The sequence below is a fragment of the Enterobacter sp. BNK-14 genome, assembly GCF_047456095.1.
Classification (GTDB): domain Bacteria; phylum Pseudomonadota; class Gammaproteobacteria; order Enterobacterales; family Enterobacteriaceae; genus Enterobacter; species Enterobacter kobei.
Genome location: NZ_CP179897.1, coordinates 3,379,715 through 3,402,637, shown reverse-complemented (window position 1 = coordinate 3,402,637; position 22,923 = coordinate 3,379,715). Strand labels below are relative to the sequence as shown.

Below are 22,923 nucleotides of genomic sequence, written 5' to 3'. Positions count from 1 at the left end.
CAGGATTACCTTATGGCTAAAACGACGCGGAGCCGCTCGGCTGAACGTCTGGTCGATATTCTGGTTGAGCTACATTTAAACGGTGTGGTAAACCGCAGTGCGCTAATGACCAAATTTAAAATTACCGAGCGTACCGTCTACCGGGATTTAAATGCGCTCTCTCCAATCGTTGAACATACCGGTAACGGGCTATATCGGCTGATCCATTCCGCACAATCTCCCGGCGGACAAGGGTTACATCACACACTGGCTAACTTCCTGAATGCAGATAACTTTTTCCCTGAAAGAAATACGGAATTCTGGCAAAAGCTGGAAACACGCGTTGACGAAAATCATATTCTTATCCTTGGAAACGACGCAGAGCACACGGTACAACGTGATATCAGCCGTCATTTAGCGAAAATTGAGAAATCTATTAATAACCATAATGTTTGCCAGATCGTTTATAAGGGTAAAACCCGCCTGATTAATCCCTATAAACTCATTAACAAAAAAAATATATGGTATTTACAAGCTACCGAAAATAGTCGGCTTAAATCCTTTTCATTGAGTCAGATTCGCTGGTTTGATATTCAGAAAACCCTTTTTACCCCTGAAGAGAATGTCCGCGCGCTCCTGGAAAAAAGCCTCGATCCGTGGGTGTCTGAAGATACTTTCACCGTGAAAATATTCATTAAAGATAATATTTCACATTACTTCCTGCGCCGGGATCTTCTGCCGGAACAAGAGCTGCTGGAAGAACAACGCGGCGGTATCACGCTGCGCTGCCGGGCGGCACACGAGAACCAGATCCTGCCGCTGCTGTTCTACTGGCTGCCGAATATTCAAATCCTGGAACCGAACTGGCTGAAGGAGAAACTGGTTAAAACGCTGGAAAACTATCTGGCGATGGCGCGCAGCCCGGATAACCAAGTGATCTCAATCACATAATTTCCTCCAGCGGCGGCGAGCCTTAACCACTCGCCGCTTCCTTTGACCGCTCACCCGTCACTTTCAACCACTCATTCATTTACCCACCTTTACACGCGCGAGGATCTGGCACGATCGCTCCAGCATTATTCAATACCTCCTCACAACGAACCTTGACCCTTTTTTCTTTACATAAAAAACCAGGTCTTACTATGGATACTAAAAAACTACTTAAGCACGTGCCCTGGGCCTTACTCGGGATCCTCGGTGCTTTCTGTCTGGCGGTTGTCGCATTACGCCGGGGCGAACACGTCAGCGCCCTGTGGATCGTCGTCGCGTCCGTTTCCGTCTATCTTGTGGCTTATCGCTACTACAGCTTATACATCGCGCAGAAGGTCATGAAGCTCGACCCAACGCGCGCCACGCCGGCGGTCATTAACAATGACGGCCTGAACTACGTGCCAACCAACCGCTACGTGCTGTTTGGTCACCACTTTGCCGCCATTGCAGGCGCTGGCCCGCTGGTCGGCCCGGTACTGGCCGCGCAGATGGGCTACCTGCCGGGTACCCTCTGGCTGCTGGCGGGCGTGGTGCTCGCGGGCGCGGTGCAGGACTTTATGGTGCTGTTTATCTCCTCACGCCGTAACGGTTCGTCGCTGGGTGAGATGATCAAAGAAGAGATGGGTCGCGTGCCGGGCACCATTGCCCTGTTCGGTTGTTTCCTGATTATGATCATTATCCTCGCGGTGCTGGCGCTGATCGTCGTGAAAGCGCTGGCCGAAAGTCCGTGGGGCGTGTTTACCGTCTGCTCTACCGTACCGATCGCGCTGTTCATGGGCATTTACATGCGCTTCCTGCGCCCGGGGCGCGTGGGTGAAGTCTCCGTGATTGGTATCGTGCTGCTGGTTGCCTCTATCTACTTTGGCGGCGTCATTGCGCATGACCCGTATTGGGGCCCGGCGCTGACCTTTAAGGACACCACCATCACCTTCGCGCTGATTGGTTACGCGTTTGTATCCGCCCTGCTCCCGGTATGGCTGATTCTGGCACCACGTGATTACCTCGCGACCTTCCTGAAAATCGGGGTTATCGTCGGGCTGGCTATCGGGATTGTGATCATCAACCCTGAGCTGAAAATGCCGGCGGTGACTCAGTACATTGACGGCACCGGCCCACTGTGGAAAGGCGCGCTGTTCCCGTTCCTGTTTATCACCATCGCCTGTGGTGCCGTGTCTGGCTTCCACGCGCTGATCTCCTCCGGCACCACGCCGAAGCTGATGGCCAACGAAACCGACGCGCGCTTTATCGGTTACGGCGCGATGCTGATGGAATCCTTCGTGGCGATCATGGCGCTGGTTGCGGCGTCTATCATCGAACCGGGCCTGTACTTCGCAATGAACACCCCGCCTGCGGGTCTGGGCATCACCATGCCAAACCTGCATGAGATGGGCGGCGAAAATACCGCGCTGATCATGGCCCAGCTGAAGGATGCCAGCGCCCACGCGGCAGCGACCGTCAGCTCCTGGGGCTTCGTGATCTCCCCTGAGCAGATCATGCAGACCGCGAAAGACATCGGCGAACCGTCCGTGCTGAACCGCGCAGGTGGCGCACCGACGCTGGCTGTCGGTATCGCACATGTGTTCCATAAAGTGCTGCCGTGGGCAGACATGGGCTTCTGGTACCACTTCGGTATTCTGTTTGAAGCGCTGTTTATCCTCACCGCGCTGGATGCCGGTACCCGTGCGGGCCGCTTCATGCTGCAGGACCTGCTGGGTAACTTCGTGCCGTTCCTGAAGAAAACCGACTCTCTGGTGGCGGGTGTGCTCGGCACTGCGGGTTGCGTAGGCCTGTGGGGTTACCTGCTGTATCAGGGCGTGGTTGATCCACTCGGCGGCGTGAAGAGCCTGTGGCCGCTGTTCGGTATCTCTAACCAGATGCTGGCCGCTGTGGCTCTGGTACTTGGCACCGTCGTACTGGTGAAAATGAAACGCACCAAATACATCTGGGTGACCGTCATTCCTGCACTGTGGCTGCTGCTCTGCACCACCTGGGCGCTGGGCCTGAAGCTGTTCAGCACCAACCCGCAGCTGGAAGGCTTCTTCTTCATGGCGAACCAGTACAAAGAGAAGATTGCCGCAGGCGGCGCAGATCTGACCGCGCAGCAGATTGCCAACATGAACCATATCGTGGTGAACAACTACACCAACGCAGGTCTGAGCATTCTGTTCCTGGTGGTGGTGTACAGCATCATTTTCTACGGTATCAAAACCTGGCTGAAAGTGCGTAACGCCGAAGGCCGTACGGATAAAGAAACGCCGTACGTGCCGGTGCCGGAAGGCGGCGTGAAGACCTCTTCACACCATTAAAAAAAAATGGCGGGTGGCGCTACGCTGACCCGCCCTACAACGGTACTGTAGGCCCGGTAAGCGTAGCGCCACCGGGCTTTGTCTTATCAGGATGTATTATGTTTGGTAACTTAGGCGAAGCGAAAAAATACCTCGGTCAGGCGGCAAAAATGCTGATTGGTATTCCGGACTATGACAACTACGTTGAGCATATGAAGACCAACCATCCGGATAAACCGTACATGACCTACACTGAATTCTTCCGCGAGCGTCAGGAAGCACGCTACGGTGGAAGTGGAGAAGGCGGCGTCCGCTGCTGCTAAAGGAGAGAACATGACCCCGATTGCCGTCACCCTGCTGACCGGTTTCCTCGGCGCCGGTAAAACCACCCTGCTGCGCCACATCCTGAACGAGCAGCACGGCTTCAGGATCGCCGTCATCGAAAACGAATTCGGCGAAGTCTCCGTGGACGATCAATTGATTGGCGATCGCGCCACGCAGATCAAAACCCTGACCAACGGCTGCATCTGCTGTACCCGCTCAAACGAGCTGGAAGACGCCCTGCTGGATCTGCTCGACAGCCGCGATCGCGGTGAAATCGACTTCGACCGCCTGGTGATTGAATGCACCGGCATGGCCGACCCCGGCCCGATTATTCAGACCTTTTTCTCCCATGACATTCTTTGCCAGCGCTACCTGCTGGACGGCGTCATCGCCCTGGTCGATGCGGTTCACGCCAACGATCAGATGAACCAGTTCACCATCGCCCAGTCTCAGGTGGGCTACGCCGACCGCATCCTGCTGACCAAAACCGACGTGGCGGGTGACAGCGAGAAACTGCGTGAACGTCTGACCCGCATTAACTCCCGCGCGCCGATTTACACCGTGACGCACGGCGATATCGACCTCTCACAGCTGTTCAACACCAACGGCTTTATGCTGGAAGAGAACGTCACCACGAAACCGCGTTTCCACTTTATGGGAGACAAGCAAAACGACGTGACGTCGATTGTGGTGGAGCTGGATTACCCGGTGGATATCAGCGAGGTCTCCCGCGTGATGGAGAACCTCCTGCTGTCATTTGCCGACAAACTGCTGCGCTACAAAGGGATGCTGTGGATCGACGGCGAACCGAACCGCCTGCTGTTCCAGGGCGTGCAGCGCTTATACAGCGCCGACTGGGATCGCCCGTGGGGCGATGAAGCGCCGCGTAGCGTAATGGTATTTATTGGCATACAGCTGCCGGAGGAAGAGATTCGCGCGGCGTTTGCAGATCTGAAAAAATAACCGCCCTGCTTCCCCTCTCCCCCGTGGGGAGAGGGGAAGGTTGAGGGGTGCCTAAACTTATTTCAACGCCTCCGGCAGCGTCACAATCCACAGCTCACTATCCGACTCAGGCTTCTTCAGCGGCTTCACGCTAAGCGTGGTTTCAACCGGTTTATCATCCAGCGTCAGCTTGCCTTCCGCGTTCACCCGATAATCCTTGAGCTTCTTGCCCTCGACCGGATTTTGCATCGCCACCTTCACGCCAAAGTCATTATCGTTCGCCACGGCAAGCCGTTTGCTGTCGATCAGCGCCAGCCCTTCAGCTTTCTCCTGCTGCCAGCCCAGCGCGCGCAAATCAACGACCTGCGTTTTTGCCGCAAGGGTAATGCCGCGCTGCTTCAGGGTTTTCTCATCATCAAACTCCGGGTACTCGCCCGGCTTGTCAAAGGCGCTCAGGTCGCTCGCTTTGCTGAGGTCCACCTTGTAGATAAGGTTACGCATCCCGTCATTTTTATCGCTTCCCTGCTCAATCAGCAGGATATGCTGGTCATCAAGCGCCACGATGTCGCCGATTTTGGCATCACTGTTTTTGCTGTAGGCCGCGCTGTCGATAGGGTAGCCGTACATCGCTGTTTTGCCGGTCGCCGGGTCGAAGCTCACGAGACGCGTAAACAGCGCCTGCTTTTTGCTTTTACCGTCGATATCCAGCGTACTTTGTACCGCGGCGATAATGCGCCCGTCCGGCATACGGGTCAGGCCTTCAAAGCCCCGGTTCGGTTGACGCCATTTGATAACGTTTGGCAGACCGCCCGCGATCGACTTTTCCCCTTCCGCCGCCTGCGGGCCGTGGATCGCCAGGATTTTCCCTTTACTGTCGACGTTAATCAGAAACGGGCCATACTCGTCGCACAGCCAGTAGCCGCCTTTGCCGTCCGGCGTGATGCCTTCCGTATCCAGCCCGCGGTTGTCACCCTTCAGCGTCTTGAGGGTGTCGCTAAACGCCACCTCATTGGTGGATCCAATCACGCCGCTTTGCAGCGGCAGACCGTTAATCTCGCCTTTATCGTCATGCAGCGGGCGGGCATCCGTCGCTTCTGCTTTACCGTTCTGCACGCGGATGGTCATCAGCAGCGGCGCGAAATCCGGCGTGACAAAAATTTTGGCTTCATTTTTACCCATTTTTGGCGCATCGGCGTTTGGACCGCGATCGGTCACGGTTGCAAAGGTCAGAGCATCGCCCTGCTTACCCGTAAACAGCAGGCCAGAGCCAATGCCCACCGGGAGTCCGTTCGGAAATGCGCTGGCGAACGCGCCGCTGTAGTTGACGTGTGAGCCTTCAGGAAAGCTGACGACATAGCGTTCAGCCGTGGGCTGTGCCGCCAGGCCAGAGAAAGAGAGCGCACAACCAACCAGCACAGGAATGATTTTTCTTTTCATATTGTTAGCATCCAGTAAGAGAAGCCAACAACGTAATGAACAAACGTGTCAGAAAAATGACATCGCAGGGAAAGGCGCCTGCGCGAGAGGACGTGTTTTCACCACCATAAGTGTAAATCTTTGTTGTTTTATGTGATTTTTGAAATATTTTTGGAAATTTCTGGAGCCTCCATTATTACACCTCCAGTCACTATCCCGCCCTCGTTCAGTTTATGTTTAGTCAAAAAACTAAACGGTTTCTAAACGCCTGAAAATCACGCGTTGACTCCCGTTCAATCAAACAAAAACGCAACATTAAATAAATAAAATTTAACAAAACCAGCATAAAACAGCGACTTGCATCACATTTGCAGTCATAAACATCGCTTGTTATGGTGCCTCCAGATTAATTTGATGATGAGGCATGAAACATGAAAAAACTGAATATCCTTCTTCTTTCTGCACTGACAGCCCTCTCTGGTTCCGCACTGGCCATGGGCGGTAGCGTTGAGCAGGGTAAAAACTTTACTAACCTCAATCTGGAAATGGGCAAATCCTCATCCGGCCTGTACGCCGAAAGCAACTGGCTCAAAAACACCGATGACGGTACCCAGACCGGTGGCGTGGGCGCAGGCTACAACCTGGAAGTGGGCCCGGTCATGCTGAACGCAGGCGCGAAGGCGATCTACATCGGCCCGAAAAAAGGCGATAACGGCGTGGCGTTCCCGATTGGTGGCGGCGTAAACGTTGCGCTGACTGACAGCATCCATGTCTATGGCGAAGGTTACGTTGCGCCTGAAGGCCTGAACAACAGCGTGAAAAACTATGTGGAAGCCAACGGGGGCGTAAGCTGGACGCCTGTCACGCCGCTGACCCTGAAAGTGGGTTACCGCCACGTGAGCGTTGATGGCAAAGACGGTCGCCCTGGCCACACGCTGATTGACGGCGCATACGTGGGCGGTGGTGTGTCCTTCTAAGGCTGTATTGCGCGTTTCGCCCGGCGGCGCTACGCTTGCACGGGCCTACGGGTTTTGTAGGCCGGGTAAGCGCAGCGCCACCCGGCAAGAAAGGCGATGACGTTACTTACGCACCACCACCAGCTTCTGGTTCACAAACTCTTTGATCCCCAGATCCGACAGCTCGCGTCCATAACCGGAGCGCTTCACGCCGCCGAACGGCAGCTCTGGCGCGGTATCGGTGAGCCAGTTGATGTACACCATCCCGGTCTCAATCCGCGACGCCATTTTCTTCGCGCGCTCGATATCCTGACTGAATACCGCCCCACCCAGGCCATAGTGTGAATCGTTCGCCAGGGCGACGGCCTCGTCGTCGTTTTTCACCACATACATCTGGGCCACCGGACCGAAGAACTCCTCGAAATACGCCGGGTTGTCGCGAGAGATATTCGTCAGAATCGTCGGCTCGAAGAAGCTGCCGTCACGCTGAACAGGTTTACCGCCATAGTGCAGCGTCGCACCGTTTTTCACCGCCTCGTTAACCTGTTTGGTCAGCGTTTCCAGCGCATCTTTAGACGACAGCGGTCCCAGCGTGGTGCTTTCGTCCAGCGGATCGCCGATTTTCACCTGCTTAAACGCCTCGGTGAATTTAGTCAGGAAGGCATCCGCAATCTTTTCATGCAGGATAAAGCGCTTCGCCGCGGTACAGACCTGCCCGGCGTTGTTGAGGCGCGCACTGACCCCCGTCTTCACCGCTTTTTCGAGGTCGGCGTCATCCAGTACCACGAAGACGTCGTTACCGCCCAATTCCAGCGTGGATTTCTTGATGTGCTTCGCCGCCTGTGCGGCCACGACGCTACCGGCTTTTTCGGAACCGGTCAGCGCGGCACCCTGGACGCGATCGTCAGCGATGATGTTCGCCACCTGATCGGACGAGATAAACAGGTTGGTCCACGCCCCTTCCGGCGCACCCGCCTCGCGTACCAGATGGGCAAAGGTCTCAGCGCAGTGCGGTACAATGCTGGCGTGTTTGGCGATGACCGGGTTCCCCGCCGCCAGGTTCGGCGCCAGAACGCGCATCAGCTGGTAGTACGGGAAGTTCCACGGCTCAACGGCCATCAGTACGCCGATGGGGTGATGCTCCACCCACGCTTCCCCAAGTTCAGAGGGATACTTCACCGGCGCCAGGAACTGCTTCGCGTTGTCGGCGTAGTAGCGGGCGATTTGTGCACACAGCTTCACCTCGCCGCGGCTCTGCTCAATGAGCTTACCCATCTCCTGACTGGCAATTTTCGCCAGATCGTCCACGCGCTCGTCGATCAGGTCGGCAAGCTTATGCAACACCGGGAGACGCTGGTTGATGTCGCCTTTCGCCCAGTCAGAATGGTAAAGCGCATCAGCCGCCTTCAGGGCCGCTTCAATATCCGCGTCGGTATGTGAGGGGTATTCTTTGATGAGCTGGTTAGTGGCAGGATTTACTGTCTGATAAGCCATATCGAATCTCCATGTTTTACCGCTTAGGGTATTAAGGGTAGTCAACATGACTGGCTCTGGACGTAAAGTTGGGTATATCCGGACGGTTCCTAATGAAGCGCTGCCAGACGGTTCCCTGACGTGGTATAAAAAACGTCCAGAAGGAGTTCCCATGACCGATACCCGACACATCCTCCAGACTTTTCACCGCGCCTCAGGCCTTGAGCTCCGCAGCACATGGCAGAGCACGCAAGCCTACAAACGTCATTGTCATCCTCAACTCTCTCTTGGCGCGATTGTGGAAGGCCAGACCTGCTGCGTGTGCCATGACAGGGAGTACATCCTTCATCCCGGGGATCTGATTGTGATCCCGGCTTATGCGCCGCACAGCTGCAACCCCATCGCCGGGCAAGCGCGCAGCTACCATATGCTCTATATCGACACCGATCGTCCTCTGGCGCTCCAGGTGATCCGTAACGCTACGTTCTTCAACCACTTCCTTGATATTGTTGAGACAATGTCGCCTGCATCCGTGGACAAGCTGCTTTCTGTCCTTCCCCACCGTGCGGATAACCCTGATGCGCTGCGTTCAACCAGCCAGCATATTCAGCAGGCACTTCTTGCCGATCTGGCTGCACCGCCTTCGCTTGATGAACTGGCTCAACGCTTCTCGCTACGCAAGGAGACGCTGATTCGTACCTTCCGGCAGGACACCGGGCTGACGCCAGCCAGCTTCCTTAATATCTCCCGCGTGGAATACGCCAAAGCACGGCTGCGCGCCGGGGATGATATTGCCGACGTGAGCTACCAGAGTGGGTTTGCCGATCAGAGCCATTTCCATAAGACCTTCGTTCGCTATAGCGCCGCTACGCCGCGCCAGTACGCCACAGGACGATCAATATCAGACAATAATCAGGATACGTAACACCGTAAGGTGATCTCAGTTACGGCTATGAGGTCACTATGGAACTGTTCTTCCCTTCCGCTTTTCTCGCCCTGGCGCTGGCGCATTTTGTTGCGCTGTTAAGCCCGGGTCCGGATTTCTTCTTGCTTGTGGGCTACGCGGCGCGCTACCGACTGCGCGGCAGCGCCGGGCTGTGCCTCGGCATCGCCGCGGGTAACGCGCTCTATATTGTTCTGGTGATTGTCGGCTGGAGCGCCCTGCGCCAGTTTACGTGGCTGTTTACGCTAATCGAACTGTCCGGGGCGCTGTACCTGCTGTGGATTGGCTCGCACCTGGTGCGCAGCCGCCCGCAGACGCTGGCGCTGAATGAAACTCATCAGCGGCTTCCCGCATTGCGTAAGCAAATCCTGCTGGGGCTCGGCTCGGCACTGCTTAATCCGAAGAACGCGCTGTTCTATCTGGCGCTGATGACGGCGTTACTGGGGCCAGACGTCACGCTGCTTCAGCAGGCAACCTGCGGCGTCTGGATGGTGATGGTGGTGCTGGTGTGGGATCTGGCGCTGGTGTCGCTAATGGGGTTGCGAGCGGTGCAACAGAAGCTCAGCCGTGCGCTCGGGTGGATTGAACGCACGGCGGGCGTGGTGCTGATGGGGTTTGGTGGGTGGGTGCTGTGGCGATTTTTGCATTTTCTTCCCGTCTCCCTCTATCCTTAACCCATGGAAAAAATAGCTGAACTCAAACGCGCTAAGCTTCTCGCGCTGTCGCTGCTGCTGGTTGCCGCCGCGGCGTTTATCTTCACTCTGTTCCTCCCGCAGACTTTCTGGGTGCGCGGGGTAAAGGCGATTGCCGAGGCGGCGATGGTCGGCGCACTGGCGGACTGGTTCGCCGTCGTTGCGCTTTTTCGCCGGGTCCCCATTCCGTTTATCGCGCGCCATACGGCGATTATCCCGCGCAATAAAGACCGTATCGGCGACAATCTTGGCCAGTTTGTGCAGGAGAAGTTTCTGGATACCCAGTCCCTGGTAGCGTTAATCCGCCGCTATGAACCCGCGCACATGATCGGTGCCTGGTTCAGCAAGCCTGACAACGCCCAGCGCGTCGGGCTGCATCTGATGCAGGTGATGAGCGGGTTCCTTGAGTTGACCGACGACGGGCGCATTCAGCGGATGCTCAAACGCGCGGTGCATAAGGCCATCGATAAGGTCGATTTCACCGAAACCAGCGCCGTGATGCTGGAGAGCATGACCAAAAACAACCGCCACCAGGTGCTGCTCGATGCCATCATCAACCGCCTGATTACCTTGATTCAGCGCGACAGCACGCGGGAATTTATCTCTGACCAGATCGTCCACTGGCTGAAGACCGAACATCCCCGCAAAGCGATGGTATTGCCCACCGAGTGGCTGGGCGATCAGAGTGCAGAGATGGTATCGAATGCGGTGAACACGTTGCTGGACGATATCAGCCACGACCGCACGCACCAGATCCGTCAGGCGTTCGACCGGGCCACGCTGAAGCTTATCGACAACCTGAAAAACGATCCGGAAATGGCGGCGAAAGCCGACAACATCAAGCACTACCTGAAAAATGACGAGGCGTTTAACCGCTATCTGGGGGAAATGTGGGCCGATCTGCGCCAGTGGCTGAAGGCGGATATGCAAAGTGAAGACTCGCGCGTGAAGCAGCGCATCGCCAACGCCGGGCTGTGGTTTGGCGAAACGCTGACAAACGATGCCAGCCTGCGGGCGTCGCTGAACGAGCATCTGGAGCAGGCCGCGCATCGCGTCGCGCCGGATTTCGCCGCGTTCCTGACCCGCCACATCAGCGACACGGTGAAAAGCTGGGATGCTAAAGACATGTCCCGCCAGATCGAGCTGAATATCGGCAAAGATCTGCAGTTTATCCGCGTCAACGGTACGCTGGTGGGCGGGACGATTGGCCTGATCCTGTTTTTACTCTCGCAGCTGCCTGCCGTGCTGGGACATTAATCCGCTTTGGGCGGCGCGATGATATAGCGCGTCGCCTCGAAGCGATTCAGGATTAAATGCACCAGAAAGACCATCGTCAGCGTCGCCACCAGCGAAAACGTGACGGAGGTGATGCGATAGAGATCGCTGAACACCAGGTCGCTGTCAGGGTGCATGTTCTGCCCGAACATAATGCCGATGGTGGTAATACTTGAAAATCCTACGCCTGCGCCCACTTTCTCCATCACATGCAGACGTGCGCCAAACGCCAGCCCAAGGCCAATCAGCGGCATCATGAGCAGCATATGGCTACTGTGGTCGTAGAGGATGAGCTGGACAACCAGGATATAAAGACAGCCCAATACCACGCCGACCACGCGCCAGATGGAGCTCATCACCGCGCCACGATAGTGCATCGGGAACAGGATCAAAATCCCGGCCATCAGCGCCGAGAGGGAATCGCTTAAGTCACTGATTTGAAAAACGACGAAAATCAGCGTCGCGACGGTGCCGGAGAGCAGCGACTCATGGCGCACGCGGGCATCGTCTTTCTCAATCAATGGCGGCGGCTTGCGGGGTTCCACGTCCGGCAGGAGATAGTTCATCAGCGCGCTCAGGCACACCGCCATCACGCTCGCTTCGATGTTGGAAAACAGCAGCGTGTGCCAGTTGGTGGTGGGGTAGCTCATAAAATTGAGCATCACGCTCTGGCACACCACGCCCATCGACCCGAACAGGAACAGCGGCCCTTTGCTCATAAAGCGAAAACGCATGACGTACAGGGCAAACACCACCAGCGTCATGATGACCGGCCATTGCGACAGATAGCCGATGATAATCACCATTTCAACGCAGTTCAGCGATGCACTGAAGATAAACTGCTTCGCCACATGGCGGTTGAAGACCGGCACCAGCGAGAGCAGCATGATCGGGTAGACCACAAAAAACACGCCGTAGCTGGTGTTGTAGAAACTGGAAATGCTCAGCGCAATCATCCCTGCAAAGACGATGCGCAAAGTCTGGCGAAAGTCGTTTGCCGTGTAGACGATGTTACCGTGCGGGGTAAACACCCGCGCCAGCGTATTAATAGACATAATGCAGCAGGCTCACCAGATGGATCTGCATCCCGGAGAAGAAGCGCGCAAACGGCCCTTCACTGTTATAGAGCTGGACAGTCGCCCGCGCGCCGGTCGGCAGTGGCTTCGGCAGCGCCTCGTCCAGCATGACGTGAATGCGCATGCGCTGGGCGTCACGCACCCAGCGGTTCGAGGTTTCCGGCTCGGAGAGCTGGCCGTTCACCGCCTCCTGACCCGCGAGGATCCCCGCGTCGCTGCTGGTCACGTGGGCGCGGAAGACGTGTCCCGGAAAGGCGTCAAACACCACCGCGGCATCGGTGCCCTGATGGGTATGGCGCAGGCTTTTCTCGCGGAAATCGGCCACGATGTCGGTCTGGTTGTTCACCAGCGCCAGCGCCGCTGCGCCTGAGGAGGCATAAAAACCGGGGCTTAACTGCAGGTTACTGACCGTGCCGTCTGCCTGAGCATACACCTTCGTCCAGCCGAGATTCAGCTCCGCCTCATCCAGCGCGTTGCGGTATTTTTGCAGCGTGACGTTGCGGTGTTCATCCCGCTCGCCGCGCTGAATACGCAGGTTCCGGATATTAGCCTGAATCGTGCTGACGGACTGCTCGCTGCTCTGCCAGGTGGTCCGGACTTTATCCAGATCCGCCTGCGAGACGTTCTGTAACGTGCTCAGCTTCTGATAACGTTCGAAGGTCACTTTATCGTTACGCGCGGTCAGCACGGCGGTTTTCAGGCTGGCCTGCGCGGCGGCGATCTGCGCGTCCAGCTGCTGGTTGGAAAGACGAGCCTGCTCCAGCGCGATTTGCGCCGCTTCCACTTTATTGCGAAACGGCGTGTCGTCGAGTTCAAACAGCAGATCGCCCCGCTTCACCTGGCTGTTGTTGTGCACATGCACGGCCGCCACATAGCCGGAGACACGCGGAGAAACCGGCGTCACCACGCGCATCACGGTGGAGTCCGGCGTCAGCGGGATCCAGATATCCGCGACGACAAAATAGATAAACATCAGCAGGAAAGAGGCAATACTCACCCTTACCCAGCGGGCAAACTTTTGTTCAGGGGTCATTATTTTTCGGTCTTGTTGTCTTCTTCGCGGATTGTCCGCAAATTACAGGCGATTTGATTCAGGGTGGCGCTGAAGATATCGATATGTTCCGGCGCGATATTTTGCGATACCCGCGCCTGATAGGTCTCAATCACCTGAGTAAGCCTTTTTAAAATGGCTTTTCCCTCAGGCGTCAGCGTCAGAAGCCGGATGCGCTTGTCATAAGGCGATGTGGTGCGCAGCAGGTAACCCTGTTTTTCCAGCTGTGTGAGCGTGCGCATCAGCGGCGGCAGTTCAATGCCCTGCACCTCCGCCAGCTCACTCATTGAGACGTTATCCCCAAGTTGAAAAAGCTGCATCATCACCGTCCAGCTCGACTGGGTTAACCCGGTATCGAGAATGGCATCGTCGATCACCGCACGCCACTGACGCACAATCATCGCCATCCGCATACCCATCGGCCTGCGGCTAAACAGTTCTTCTTCACTCATAGGGAGTCCCTCTCGTCACACGCAGTCAAGATAATAGTTATCAGGGTAAGTATCAAGAAACGAGGGACGAAAGCGCAGGAATTGCGAAAACGACGTTCTCCCTCTCCCTGTGGGAGAGGGCCGCGGTGAGGGCATCAGCCCGCAGTGGAATTTAACGGCTAAAGCTAAAATGTCGGGTAATGGCACTTTTCCCCGACGCCGTCACCACCACCTCCCTGTACCCCATCACCCGCTGGATCCAGCCTTTACTCTCCAGATAAGTTAGCAGCGCCGTGCCAGCGTCTCCCCCAAGATGAAACCGTCGCTCACTCCAGTCGAGGCAGGCGCAGCAGGCCTTGCGATGGGGATGAGCATTTAATGGAATGCCGAGTTTCAGAAACTGCTCACGGCCATACAGGGTGAGCGCGGAACCGTCATCCTCCAGCCAGCCTTCCGCCTGCATAAAATCATAGATCTGAACCGCCACCGTTCCGGCAAGATGGTTATAGCAGGTGCGGGCTTCACGCAGGGCTTTTGGCGCAGACGTTTCCGGCGGCGTAATGCGGCTCCAGGAGAGCCCCATCATCTGCTCGACCAGCGCCGCGACGTCGTGCCCGGCAAGGCGATAATAGCGGTGCCGCCCTTGCGATAAACACGTAATCAACTTTCCCTCCACCAGCCGGGCGAGATGCCCGCTGGCGGTCGACGGCGCAACATCTGCCGCAGTGCTGAGTTCGGTAGCGGTCCACGCCCGCCCGTCCATCAGCGCGCAGAGCATCTTCACGCGCGAGGGATCGGCCATTGCCGCCGCCACCGCCGCAATGGCCTGTTCCAGTGCCGCGCTGTTCTCAGGAGGCTGGTTCGTTTTTAACATGGGGCGCCCAGGGTTCGGTGATCTCTGCGGCCAGCTTATCATCATCCGTCAGCAGAATAAGGTGATTCGCATGGTCGCTGTACTGGGTAAGAATAGACACACCGCGTGCCGCCAGCACCGCCGCGATGTCACCTAACTCGCCTGGCCGCTCCTGCCTGAGTTTTCTGATAACCGGCTTGCGCACCGCCTGAACGGTAAATCCGGCCTCCATCAGCACGCGGCAGGCTTTTTCTCCGTCCTCCACCAGGAAATGGGCATCGGTACCAAATACGCCGCCCCCCTCCAGCCCCACGCCGTGACGGCCTAACAGTTGCCCAAAGCGCGCCAGCTCGCCGGGCCTGTCGCTGAAAATCACGTGAACGTCATACATTCGCCTGCCCTCCGTTTTCGGAACTGTATTCCCGCACGACCTGTGCCACGCGAATGCGATAGTACGCAAAAATGGATCCCCGCCCTTCGGCCTGCGCCGCCTGGTGAAAGACGTTTTGCTTCCAGCTGCGGATGGCCTCTTCATCCCGCCACCAGGAAAGGGACAGGATTTTGCCGTCGGTGGTCAAACTCTGAAAGCGTTCGATATCAATAAAACCATCAATGTCGGCCAGCAAAGGTTTGAGTTCAGCGGCGAGTTGCAGGTAGCGGGCCTGATGATGAGGCTCCGCTTTGGCTTCGAAAAGGACTGCGATCATAAGTGTCTCTCCGTTGTGATAGTGAGGAGAGAATGCAGAGAAAATTAACTTCATACTTCGGCGACTGACGAAGTGTTTTTGCCGGATGGCGCTGCGCTTATCCGGCCTACGAGCACCTGTAGGCCCGGTAAGCGCAGCGCCACCGGGCAGGTTTTAGCCCAGGATCGACCTCGGCTCCATAAACGCCCGAATCCCCCACTCACCCATCTCGCGCCCCACGCCGGAGTGCTTAAACCCGCCAAACGGCGCTTTCGGCTCATGGGCAAGCGTATTCACCAGCACGCGCCCGGAGACAATCTGCTGCGCCACGCGGCGGGCGCGGTCCACATCCTCACCCAGCACCATCGCGCTCAGGCCGTACTCGGTATCATTGGCAATCGCGATAGCCTCCGCTTCGTCCTGATAGGGAATGATGCACAGCACCGGGCCAAAAATCTCGTCGCGGGCAATCACCATGTCATTATTCACGTCAGCAAACAGCGTCGGGCGTACAAACCAGCCGTCCTGCGTGCCCGCTGGCCGCCCTTCGCCTCCTGCCAGCAGCCGTGCGCCCCCGTCGAGCCCCTGACGAATATATCCCTGCACCCGCAGCCACTGCTTCTCGCTGACCATCGGGCCGACGTCCGTGGCACTGTCGCGCGGGTCACCGGATTTCACCGCCGCCACGGCCTGCGCCAGCGCGGTTTCGATTTCCGTTTTACGCGACTGCGGCACCAGAATGCGCGTTCCCGCCACGCACGCCTGCCCGCTGTTCATAAACCCGGCCTGAATCACCAGCGGGATCGCCTGCGCTAAGTCCACATCATCCAGCAGGATCGTCGGCGATTTACCGCCCAGCTCCAGCGTCACGCGCTTAAAGCTTTCCGCCGCGTTACGCAGAATGGCCTTGCCGGTATTCGTCGAACCGGTAAACGAGATTTTCGCCACGTCCGGATGGCGGCTGATGGTGTCCCCGACGATGTCACCGCGTCCGGTGACAATGTTAAACACGCCCGGCGGCAAAGCAGCATCGCGCAACGCTTCGGTGACAATCCGGGTTTGCAGGGCGCTCATTTCGCTCGGCTTGATCACTGCCGTACAGCCTGCCGCCAGCGCGACCGCCAGCTTGCCGCAGATAAAACCCGCGTCGCTGTTCCACGGCGTGATCAGCCCGGCCACGCCAAGGGGCGTCATCTGTACCGTCGCGGCCCCCGCGGTTGTCTCGAACTCAAACGCCTCCAGCGCCTCAATGGCCTGGGCAATCACCTCGGCCGGATAGCGGGCCATCCAGGCGGAACGCGAGGCGGGCGCACCATACTCTTCAACGATCGCTTCCAGCAGATCGTCGTGGCGAGCGACCACGGCGGCGTGCATGCGTTTTAGCGCCGCGATGCGTTCCGGCCTTGTGGTCTTTGACCACGCCGGAAACGCCGCCTTCGCCGCCGCGATGGCGCGTCCGGCGTCAACCTCATCCGCCAGACGAACCTGACCAATAACCTGCGCCGTCGCCGGGTTATACAAATCAAACCATTCGGTGCCGTGCGGGGTAACAAACTCGCCGTTAATAAAAATCTGTTCGATCTGGTGCATATAAGCCTCCTCAGGCTGTGTGAGCACAGTCTGGCACGGCTTCTCCGTTGCGATAATCCACGCTATGCTGCAAGGGTTGTTTCGATTTTCAGGATAATCTATGCATCGTTCAGGTCTGACAGAGCTGGAAGTGGTGATGGCCGTGGTGCGGCGCGGCAGTTTTCGCGGCGCGGCGCAGGAGCTCGGGATGTCCGCGACGGCGGTGAGCAATGCCATCGCCGGGCTGGAGAGCCGCCTTGAGACTCGCCTCTTTAACCGCACCACCCGCAGCGTGGCGCTTACGGACACCGGGCAGCGCTACGTGGCGCGCGTGGGGCCGGCCTTGCAGGAAATCCGCCTCGCGGGTGAGGAGATCCACAGCGACACCGGGGAACCTGCCGGAACGCTGCGTCTGAACGTACCGAACCATATCGGCTCGCTTTTTCTCGACCAACTGCTGATCGACTTTATGATCCGCTACCCGAAAATGCGCGTGGAGATCTTCAGTGAAGCACGCATGATCGACATCGTCGCCGAGGGTTACGACGCGGGGATCCGCCTCGAAGAGTCCATCCCGCAGGACATGATCGCCGTACCGCTGACAGGGGAGATCCGCCAGCTCGTCACCGCCACGCCAGATTACTTCGCACGTCACGGCATTCCGCAAACGCCGGACGATCTGCTGCAACATCAGGGGATCGGCATGCGTATGGCTCACGGCGGGATCTACCGCTGGGAGCTGGCCCGTCGGGGGGAAACGTACGCGCTTGCCGTGCCGCCGCGCTTTGCGACGTCCGATCTTTTCGCCTCGATCCGCGCCGTAAAAGCGGGGTTAGGCGTGGGATTTTTGCCGGAACTCTATATCCAGGAAGAGCTTGAGAGCGGGGAACTGGTGAGCGTGTTAAACGACTGGACGCAGCCGTTTGCCGGGCTGCGCCTTTACTATCCTGGTCATCGCCACGTCCCGCCAGGGTTACGGGCGCTGGTGGCGATGATCCGCGAGCGCGGCATTATTCCAGGTTAGCTTTATTCAACCCGTAAGCCGCATCCAGCGAGCCTGGCGCCATGCGGGAGGTAATTCCCAGACGGTTCCAGGCGTTAATCGCCACGATGGCGAAGTTCAGCTCTGAAATCTCAACGTCCGAGAAGTGCTCCGCCACGCTGCGGTACAGGGCATCGCTCACGCCATGCACGCCAATCTGCGTCAGCGCTTCGGTAAAGGCCAGCGCGGCTTTTTCGCGGGCGCTGAACAGCGGGGATTCACGCCAGGCCGCCAGATGGTACAGGCGCAGCTCGCGTTCGCCGGCAATTTTGGCCTCTTTCGAATGCATATCCAGACAGAAGGTACAGCCGTTCAGCTGCGACACTCGAATGTCGATCAGGTGCTTCAGCGCCGGGTCGATGGAAGTTTTCGCCACCTCCATGCTCAGGGCAGACAGTGCGTTAGCGAGGGCAGGTGTAACTTTATGGTGGTTGACGCGAGTGCTCATGGTCTTTCCTCTTTTTTTGTGCGGCATCGGTGATGCGATGAGGCAAATCTACGCCGTTCATGACATAGTAAAAAGACACAAAAAGCGTGAAATGAGGTAGGACATGAAGCCGGGCTATCACGAGATCTACTCCCGCTATCGCGACAACATTACGCGCGGCGTGCTCAAGCCGGGCGACAAAGTGCCCGCCATCCGCGTGCTGGCCGAAGAGCTGAAGGTGGCGCGTAAAACGGTCGAAACGGCGTATGCCATTCTGACGGGCGAAGGGTATCTGGTTAGCCAGGGCGCGCGCGGCACGCGGGTCAACCCGGACTTACTGTTGCCGGAGCGTCCTGCCCCAACGGAACAGCCTACCGGTACGCTTCCGGCGTCGCTTATCAGCCAGCGCGAGCGGGCAGGGTTTCTGCGCCCTGGCATCCCATCCCTCGACAGCTTTCCGTACAAAAAATGGCTGCTGCTGGCAGGCCAGGCGACGCGCGCCATGCGTCAGGAGGAGATGCTTAACCCGCCCGTTCTGGGCTGGTACCCGCTGCGCCAGGCCATCGCCAGCTATCTCAATATCTCGCGTGGCTTGTCCTGCACCGCCGGGCAGGTGCTCATCACCAGCGGCTACAGCGGCAGCCTGCGCCTGATCCTCGACACGCTCGCCAGCCGCAGCGACAAGGTGGTGTTCGAAGATCCGGGCTACTTTATGGGCCAGCAGCTCCTGAAGCGGATCGTGCCGCGTCTGCACACGGTGCCGGTCGATCGCTGCGGCATGGACACGGAATACCTCCTCCGCCACCATCGCGACGCCCGTTTTGCCCTCGTCACCCCGTCGCACCAGAGCCCGCTGGCGGTGACGCTCTCCCTGCCGCGTAAACAGCAGCTGCTCGACTGGGCCAGCCAGAACGAGGCGTGGATCATCGAAGACGATTACGATGGCGAGTTTCACTACACCCGCAAGGTGTTGCCGTCGCTGAAAAGCCTCGACCAGCACGACCGGGTAATTTTTATGGGCACCTTCAGCAAAACCATCATGCCGTCGCTGCGCATGGGATACGTGGTGATGCCCGCCAGCACCGTCGGGGCGTTTACCGACTGTGCGGACATTACCACCAGCGGCCAGCCGGTGCTGACGCAAAAGATCCTCACCGCATTTCTCAACGAAGGCCATTTTTTCCGTCACCTGAAAAAGATGCGCGCGCTGTATCAGACCCGCCGCGACTGGATGATTGCCGCCCTGCGCGAGGTGTATGGCGATCTGTTTTTCACCGAGCAGAACGACGGCGGGATGCATATCGTGGCGTTTCTGACCAAAGGAAGTTGTGACCGCGAAGTGGCGCGCTGCTGGCAGGAACAGCAGCTGCAGGTTAACGCGCTCTCCGAATGGTACCGCGGGTCGGGAAAACGCTACGGGCTGGTGATGGGCTACAACAACGTGCGGACATACCAGGAGGCGGTGGCGTTGCTGGAAAGGCCGAAACGGCAGACGCTTGCGCTGTTGAGTTGAACATCGCCGGGTGGCGGCTGCGCCTGACCCGGCCTACGGTTTAAATGTCATTGCGGGATAAACCCACATCTTTGAGCTGCTCATCGCTCATCTGGCTCAGGATGCGGCGGGTACGGTTGATGCGATACCAGTTACGCAGCGTTTTCGCGATCCAGACAAACACGATAAACGGTCTTTTAGAACGATTCTCGAAAAATTCCATGATGCTCTCCTCACTGTGCCAGTGGGGTTATCATCCTGGAAATCCGCCTGTGCAATACAGATGCAAAAACACCTTTTGTTTACCATACAGATCCGCTAAAACGGTATCTGCATGGCATTTTTTACGGCAATCTGTACTGGTTTTACAATCTGTATGGTGAAAACAAAGGATACAGCATGACGCGCTATCAACATCTGGCCAATCTCCTGGCAGAACGCATTGAACAAGGGCTGTATCGCAGCGGCGAACGTCTGCCGTCGGTGCGCACGCTGAGCCAGGAGCACGGCGTGAGCATCAGCACCATACAGCAGGCTTATCAGATCCTTGAAAACCTCCAGCTGATCACGCCCCAGCCGCGCTCCGGCTATTTTGTTTCGCAGCGTAAAGCCCAGCCGCCCGTCCCGGCGATGACGCGCCCGGTGCAGCGCCCCGTGGACGTCACCCAGTGGGATGAGGTGATGATGCTGCTGGACGCCCGCGCTGACAAAGAGATGATCTCTTTTGGCGGCGGTTCGCCGGACATTAACCAGCCGAGCCTGAAGCCCCTGTGGCGCGAGATGAGCCGCATCGCGCAGCATAATCCGGGTGAGATGCTGAGCTATGACGTGCTCGACGGGCGCCTGGAGCTGCGCGAGCAGATCGCCCGCCTGATGCTGGACGGCGGCTCCACCGTGGCAGCGAACGAGATTGTCATCACCAACGGCTGCCACGGCGCGCTGTCGATTGCCCTGCTCTCGGTGTGTCAACCGGGGGATATCGTGGCGGTGGAGTCGCCGTCATTTCACGGCACCATGCAGATGTTGCGCGGGTTTAACATCAAGGCGATTGAAATTCCCACCGACCCGGAAACCGGGATCAGCATTGAGGCGCTTGAGCTGGCGCTGGAGCAGTGGCCGATCAAAGCGGTGATCCTGGTGCCCAACTGCAATAACCCGCTCGGGTTTATCATGCCGGAAGCGCGGAAAAAGCAGGTCTTAGCCCTCGCCCAGCGGCACGACATTGTGATTGTTGAAGATGATATCTACGGCGAGCTGGCGGCGGAGTACCCGCGTCCGCGAACCATTCATTCGATGGATATCGACGGCCGGGTGATCCTCTGCAGCTCGTTTACCAAAACCGTGGCACCGGGTCTGCGCGTGGGCTGGATTGTGCCGGGACGCTATTACGACCGGGTGATGCACATGAAATACGCCGCGGGCGGGTTTAACGTACCGGGCACGCAGATGGCGGTGGCGGCGTTTATTCGCGACGGCCATTACCATCGCCACGTCCGCCGTATGCGCCAGATTTATCAGCAGAATATGGAAACCTATACCTGCTGGGTACGGCAGTATTTTCCGGCAGGGATTTGCGTGACCCGCCCGCAGGGCAGCTTCCTGCTGTGGGTTGAGCTGCCGGAGAAGGTGGATATGGTGTGCGTCAGCAAGCAGCTGTGTCGGCTGAAGATCCAGGCCGCAGCCGGTTCGCTGTTTTCCGCGTCAGGGAAGTACCGCAACTGCCTGCGCATCAACGTGGCGCTGCCGCCGACGGACAAAAATCGCGAGGCATTAAAGAAGATGGGTGAAGCGATTGTGATTGCGATGGAGGAGGGCTAGTGCGGCCTGATGCCCTCACCCCGACCCTCTCCCACAGGGAGAGGGAGAAAGCCGTGCCGCACTACTCGTCGAAGTACCAGTACCCCTGGTTAATCAGCCCGGTGAGCTCTTCAACAAACGCCGGGTTTTTCAGCGCATCGCCCAGCTCGGCCTGGCCGAGTTCGGTGTAGCGGCACAGCACATCCGCGGCCTTCGCATCCACCGTCTCAAGCTGTTCGCTGTTAATGAAGAAGCTGCCGTTAATATTTAGCACGCGCAGGCCGCTCAGGCGAGACAGCGTTTCGCCGCCCTGAAGCGCATCCAGCACCTCTTCCGGCACATACGGTGGCTCGGCGGCGGCAATATCCAGCTCGTGGCGCGGCGTCGAGACAAAGCTGCCGAACCATTTCGTGAAATCATCCGGCTTGCTGATCATCTCGATCATCATCTGACGAATGCGATCGAGCTCGTACTGCTCCACGCGGCCCGGGTGTTCACGACAGGTCAGATCCGGATCGCTATAGTGCTCGCCGCCCAGATCGTTTTCCAGCGCGTAATCGGCGAAGCTGCTGATCAGATCGCGACCGTTCGGCCCGCGGAAGCCGACGGAGTAGTTGAGCGCCGTTTCGTGGGTAAAGCCGTCGTGCGGGAATCCTGGTGGAATGTAGAGGATATCGCCCGGCGCAAGATCTTCGTCGATGATCGGCTCAAACGGATCAACATGCAGCAGTGCCGGATGCGGGCAGAACTGACGCATCGGCAGCTTGTCCCCCACGCGCCAGCGGCGGCTGCCCATCCCCTGAATGATAAACACATCGTACTGATCGATATGCGGACCCACGCCGCCGCCCGGCACGGAGAAGGAGATCATCAGATCGTCCAGTCGCCAGTCCGGCAGAACGCGGAACGGACGCACCAGTTCCGCCGCGGGCATATGCCAGTGATTCACCGCCTGCGCCAGCAGCGACCAGCCCGTTTCGCCCAGATCGTCAAAGTGTTCAAACGGACCATTACTGGCCTGCCATTTGCCGTTAGCGTGGCTCACCAGACGACTGTCAACTTCCGGCTCCATCGCCAGACCTGCCAGCTCGTCCGGGGTAATCGGATCGACAAAATTCGGGAAGGCATTTTTCAGCACAACGGGTTGTTTTTGCCAGTATTTTTCAAGAAATTCCGGCCAGTTCAGGTTCAGTTGATACGCCATGGGTAGCACCAGTGAGAGGG

At 57.8% G+C, this 22,923-nt stretch carries 23 protein-coding genes; 11 read left to right on the top strand and 12 right to left on the bottom strand.

Going from position 1 to position 22,923, the window contains the following annotated elements:
• Nucleotides 1–12: 12 nt before the first annotated feature.
• The 4 genes from ACMGGM_RS16185 to yjiA all read left to right on the top strand — a co-directional run bounded on the left by ACMGGM_RS16185 (nt 13) and on the right by yjiA (nt 4,541).
• Nucleotides 13–930, top strand: a complete 918-nt coding sequence (locus ACMGGM_RS16185; RefSeq protein ID WP_063614414.1) for a helix-turn-helix transcriptional regulator — start codon at nt 13–15, stop codon at nt 928–930.
• Nucleotides 931–1,121: 191 nt separating this feature from the next.
• The gene (locus ACMGGM_RS16180; protein WP_014882408.1) at nt 1,122–3,275 is read left to right on the top strand and encodes a carbon starvation CstA family protein; all 2,154 of its coding nucleotides are present in this window, start codon (nt 1,122–1,124) and stop codon (nt 3,273–3,275) included.
• Nucleotides 3,276–3,373: 98 nt separating this feature from the next.
• A complete protein-coding gene (locus ACMGGM_RS16175) occupies nt 3,374–3,577 on the top strand; it encodes a YbdD/YjiX family protein (protein ID WP_003856610.1) in 204 nt (67 codons plus the stop codon).
• A gap of 10 nt (nt 3,578–3,587) precedes the next feature.
• Nucleotides 3,588–4,541, top strand: coding sequence for a GTPase (yjiA, locus tag ACMGGM_RS16170; protein WP_023331944.1), 954 nt, complete (start codon nt 3,588–3,590; stop codon nt 4,539–4,541).
• 57 nt (nt 4,542–4,598) lie between these two features.
• On the opposite strand, the gene ACMGGM_RS16165 is transcribed toward yjiA, so the two are convergent.
• A complete protein-coding gene (locus ACMGGM_RS16165; protein WP_014882406.1) occupies nt 4,599–5,957 on the bottom strand; it encodes an esterase-like activity of phytase family protein in 1,359 nt (452 codons plus the stop codon).
• A gap of 410 nt (nt 5,958–6,367) precedes the next feature.
• Between ACMGGM_RS16165 and ACMGGM_RS16160 the strand changes: the two genes are divergently transcribed.
• On the top strand, nt 6,368–6,913 hold the full coding sequence (locus tag ACMGGM_RS16160) for a YfaZ family outer membrane protein (protein ID WP_023331942.1): 546 nt from the start codon (nt 6,368–6,370) through the stop codon (nt 6,911–6,913).
• Between the two features lie 102 nt (nt 6,914–7,015).
• Here ACMGGM_RS16160 and ACMGGM_RS16155 read toward each other — a convergent pair whose 3' ends face one another.
• Nucleotides 7,016–8,386 (bottom strand): NAD-dependent succinate-semialdehyde dehydrogenase, encoded by a 1,371-nt coding sequence (locus ACMGGM_RS16155; RefSeq protein ID WP_023331941.1) that lies wholly within the window; start codon nt 8,384–8,386, stop codon nt 7,016–7,018.
• A gap of 151 nt (nt 8,387–8,537) precedes the next feature.
• Between ACMGGM_RS16155 and ACMGGM_RS16150 the strand changes: the two genes are divergently transcribed.
• The 3 genes from ACMGGM_RS16150 to ACMGGM_RS16140 are packed head-to-tail and all read left to right on the top strand — an operon-like array spanning nt 8,538 to nt 11,257.
• Nucleotides 8,538–9,290: an AraC family transcriptional regulator gene (locus ACMGGM_RS16150; RefSeq protein ID WP_059372202.1), complete on the top strand. Its 753-nt coding sequence runs from the start codon at nt 8,538–8,540 to the stop codon at nt 9,288–9,290.
• A gap of 38 nt (nt 9,291–9,328) precedes the next feature.
• Nucleotides 9,329–9,982, top strand: coding sequence for a LysE family translocator (locus ACMGGM_RS16145; RefSeq protein WP_014882402.1), 654 nt, complete (start codon nt 9,329–9,331; stop codon nt 9,980–9,982).
• Nucleotides 9,983–9,985: 3 nt separating this feature from the next.
• Nucleotides 9,986–11,257 carry a DUF445 domain-containing protein gene (locus ACMGGM_RS16140; protein ID WP_014882401.1) on the top strand — a complete coding sequence of 424 codons (1,272 nt, stop codon included), beginning with the start codon at nt 9,986–9,988 and terminating at the stop codon, nt 11,255–11,257.
• Here ACMGGM_RS16140 and ACMGGM_RS16135 read toward each other — a convergent pair.
• The 7 genes from ACMGGM_RS16135 to ACMGGM_RS16105 form a co-directional block, all read right to left on the bottom strand.
• A complete protein-coding gene (locus tag ACMGGM_RS16135) occupies nt 11,254–12,330 on the bottom strand; it encodes a DUF2955 domain-containing protein (RefSeq protein WP_014882400.1) in 1,077 nt (358 codons plus the stop codon). The two genes, ACMGGM_RS16140 and ACMGGM_RS16135, sit on opposite strands and share 4 nt — an antisense overlap.
• Nucleotides 12,320–13,387, bottom strand: coding sequence for an HlyD family secretion protein (locus ACMGGM_RS16130; protein ID WP_108444094.1), 1,068 nt, complete (start codon nt 13,385–13,387; stop codon nt 12,320–12,322). The genes ACMGGM_RS16135 and ACMGGM_RS16130 overlap by 11 nt, the downstream gene beginning before the upstream one ends.
• Nucleotides 13,384–13,854: a MarR family winged helix-turn-helix transcriptional regulator gene (locus ACMGGM_RS16125; RefSeq protein WP_032637586.1), complete on the bottom strand. Its 471-nt coding sequence runs from the start codon at nt 13,852–13,854 to the stop codon at nt 13,384–13,386. Before ACMGGM_RS16125 ends, ACMGGM_RS16130 begins: the two co-directional genes overlap by 4 nt.
• Nucleotides 13,855–14,005: 151 nt before the next feature.
• Nucleotides 14,006–14,707, bottom strand: a complete 702-nt coding sequence (locus tag ACMGGM_RS16120; protein ID WP_023331936.1) for an ArsR/SmtB family transcription factor — start codon at nt 14,705–14,707, stop codon at nt 14,006–14,008.
• Complete coding sequence (locus tag ACMGGM_RS16115) at nt 14,682–15,077, bottom strand: amino acid-binding protein (RefSeq protein WP_045134364.1); 396 nt, start codon at nt 15,075–15,077, stop codon at nt 14,682–14,684. The genes ACMGGM_RS16120 and ACMGGM_RS16115 overlap by 26 nt, the downstream gene beginning before the upstream one ends.
• A complete protein-coding gene (locus tag ACMGGM_RS16110) occupies nt 15,070–15,393 on the bottom strand; it encodes an antibiotic biosynthesis monooxygenase family protein (RefSeq protein ID WP_014882395.1) in 324 nt (107 codons plus the stop codon). Before ACMGGM_RS16110 ends, ACMGGM_RS16115 begins: the two co-directional genes overlap by 8 nt.
• Before the next feature lie 153 nt (nt 15,394–15,546).
• Nucleotides 15,547–16,962, bottom strand: coding sequence for an aldehyde dehydrogenase family protein (locus tag ACMGGM_RS16105; RefSeq protein ID WP_045134365.1), 1,416 nt, complete (start codon nt 16,960–16,962; stop codon nt 15,547–15,549).
• Nucleotides 16,963–17,062: 100 nt separating this feature from the next.
• Between ACMGGM_RS16105 and ACMGGM_RS16100 the strand changes: the two genes are divergently transcribed.
• Entirely contained in the window at nt 17,063–17,965 is a 903-nt protein-coding gene (locus ACMGGM_RS16100; RefSeq protein ID WP_063943929.1) for a LysR family transcriptional regulator, read from the top strand.
• Here the strand turns inward: ACMGGM_RS16100 and ACMGGM_RS16095 are convergent.
• The gene (locus tag ACMGGM_RS16095) at nt 17,952–18,431 is read right to left on the bottom strand and encodes a carboxymuconolactone decarboxylase family protein (protein WP_014882392.1); all 480 of its coding nucleotides are present in this window, start codon (nt 18,429–18,431) and stop codon (nt 17,952–17,954) included. The two genes, ACMGGM_RS16100 and ACMGGM_RS16095, sit on opposite strands and share 14 nt — an antisense overlap.
• A gap of 103 nt (nt 18,432–18,534) precedes the next feature.
• On the opposite strand from ACMGGM_RS16095, the gene ACMGGM_RS16090 reads away from it, so the two are divergent.
• On the top strand, nt 18,535–19,923 hold the full coding sequence (locus ACMGGM_RS16090; protein ID WP_023331931.1) for a PLP-dependent aminotransferase family protein: 1,389 nt from the start codon (nt 18,535–18,537) through the stop codon (nt 19,921–19,923).
• 40 nt (nt 19,924–19,963) lie between these two features.
• Here the strand turns inward: ACMGGM_RS16090 and ACMGGM_RS16085 are convergent, their stop codons facing one another.
• Nucleotides 19,964–20,125, bottom strand: coding sequence for a DUF1127 domain-containing protein (locus tag ACMGGM_RS16085; protein WP_014882390.1), 162 nt, complete (start codon nt 20,123–20,125; stop codon nt 19,964–19,966).
• A 176-nt stretch (nt 20,126–20,301) separates the two neighbouring features.
• Here ACMGGM_RS16085 and ACMGGM_RS16080 point away from each other — a divergent pair, with 176 nt between their 5' ends.
• Nucleotides 20,302–21,720: a PLP-dependent aminotransferase family protein gene (locus tag ACMGGM_RS16080; RefSeq protein ID WP_014882389.1), complete on the top strand. Its 1,419-nt coding sequence runs from the start codon at nt 20,302–20,304 to the stop codon at nt 21,718–21,720.
• 61 nt (nt 21,721–21,781) lie between these two features.
• Here the strand turns inward: ACMGGM_RS16080 and ACMGGM_RS16075 are convergent, their stop codons facing one another.
• Complete coding sequence (locus ACMGGM_RS16075) at nt 21,782–22,903, bottom strand: cupin domain-containing protein (protein ID WP_063666866.1); 1,122 nt, start codon at nt 22,901–22,903, stop codon at nt 21,782–21,784.
• Between the last annotated feature and the right edge of the window lie 20 nt (nt 22,904–22,923).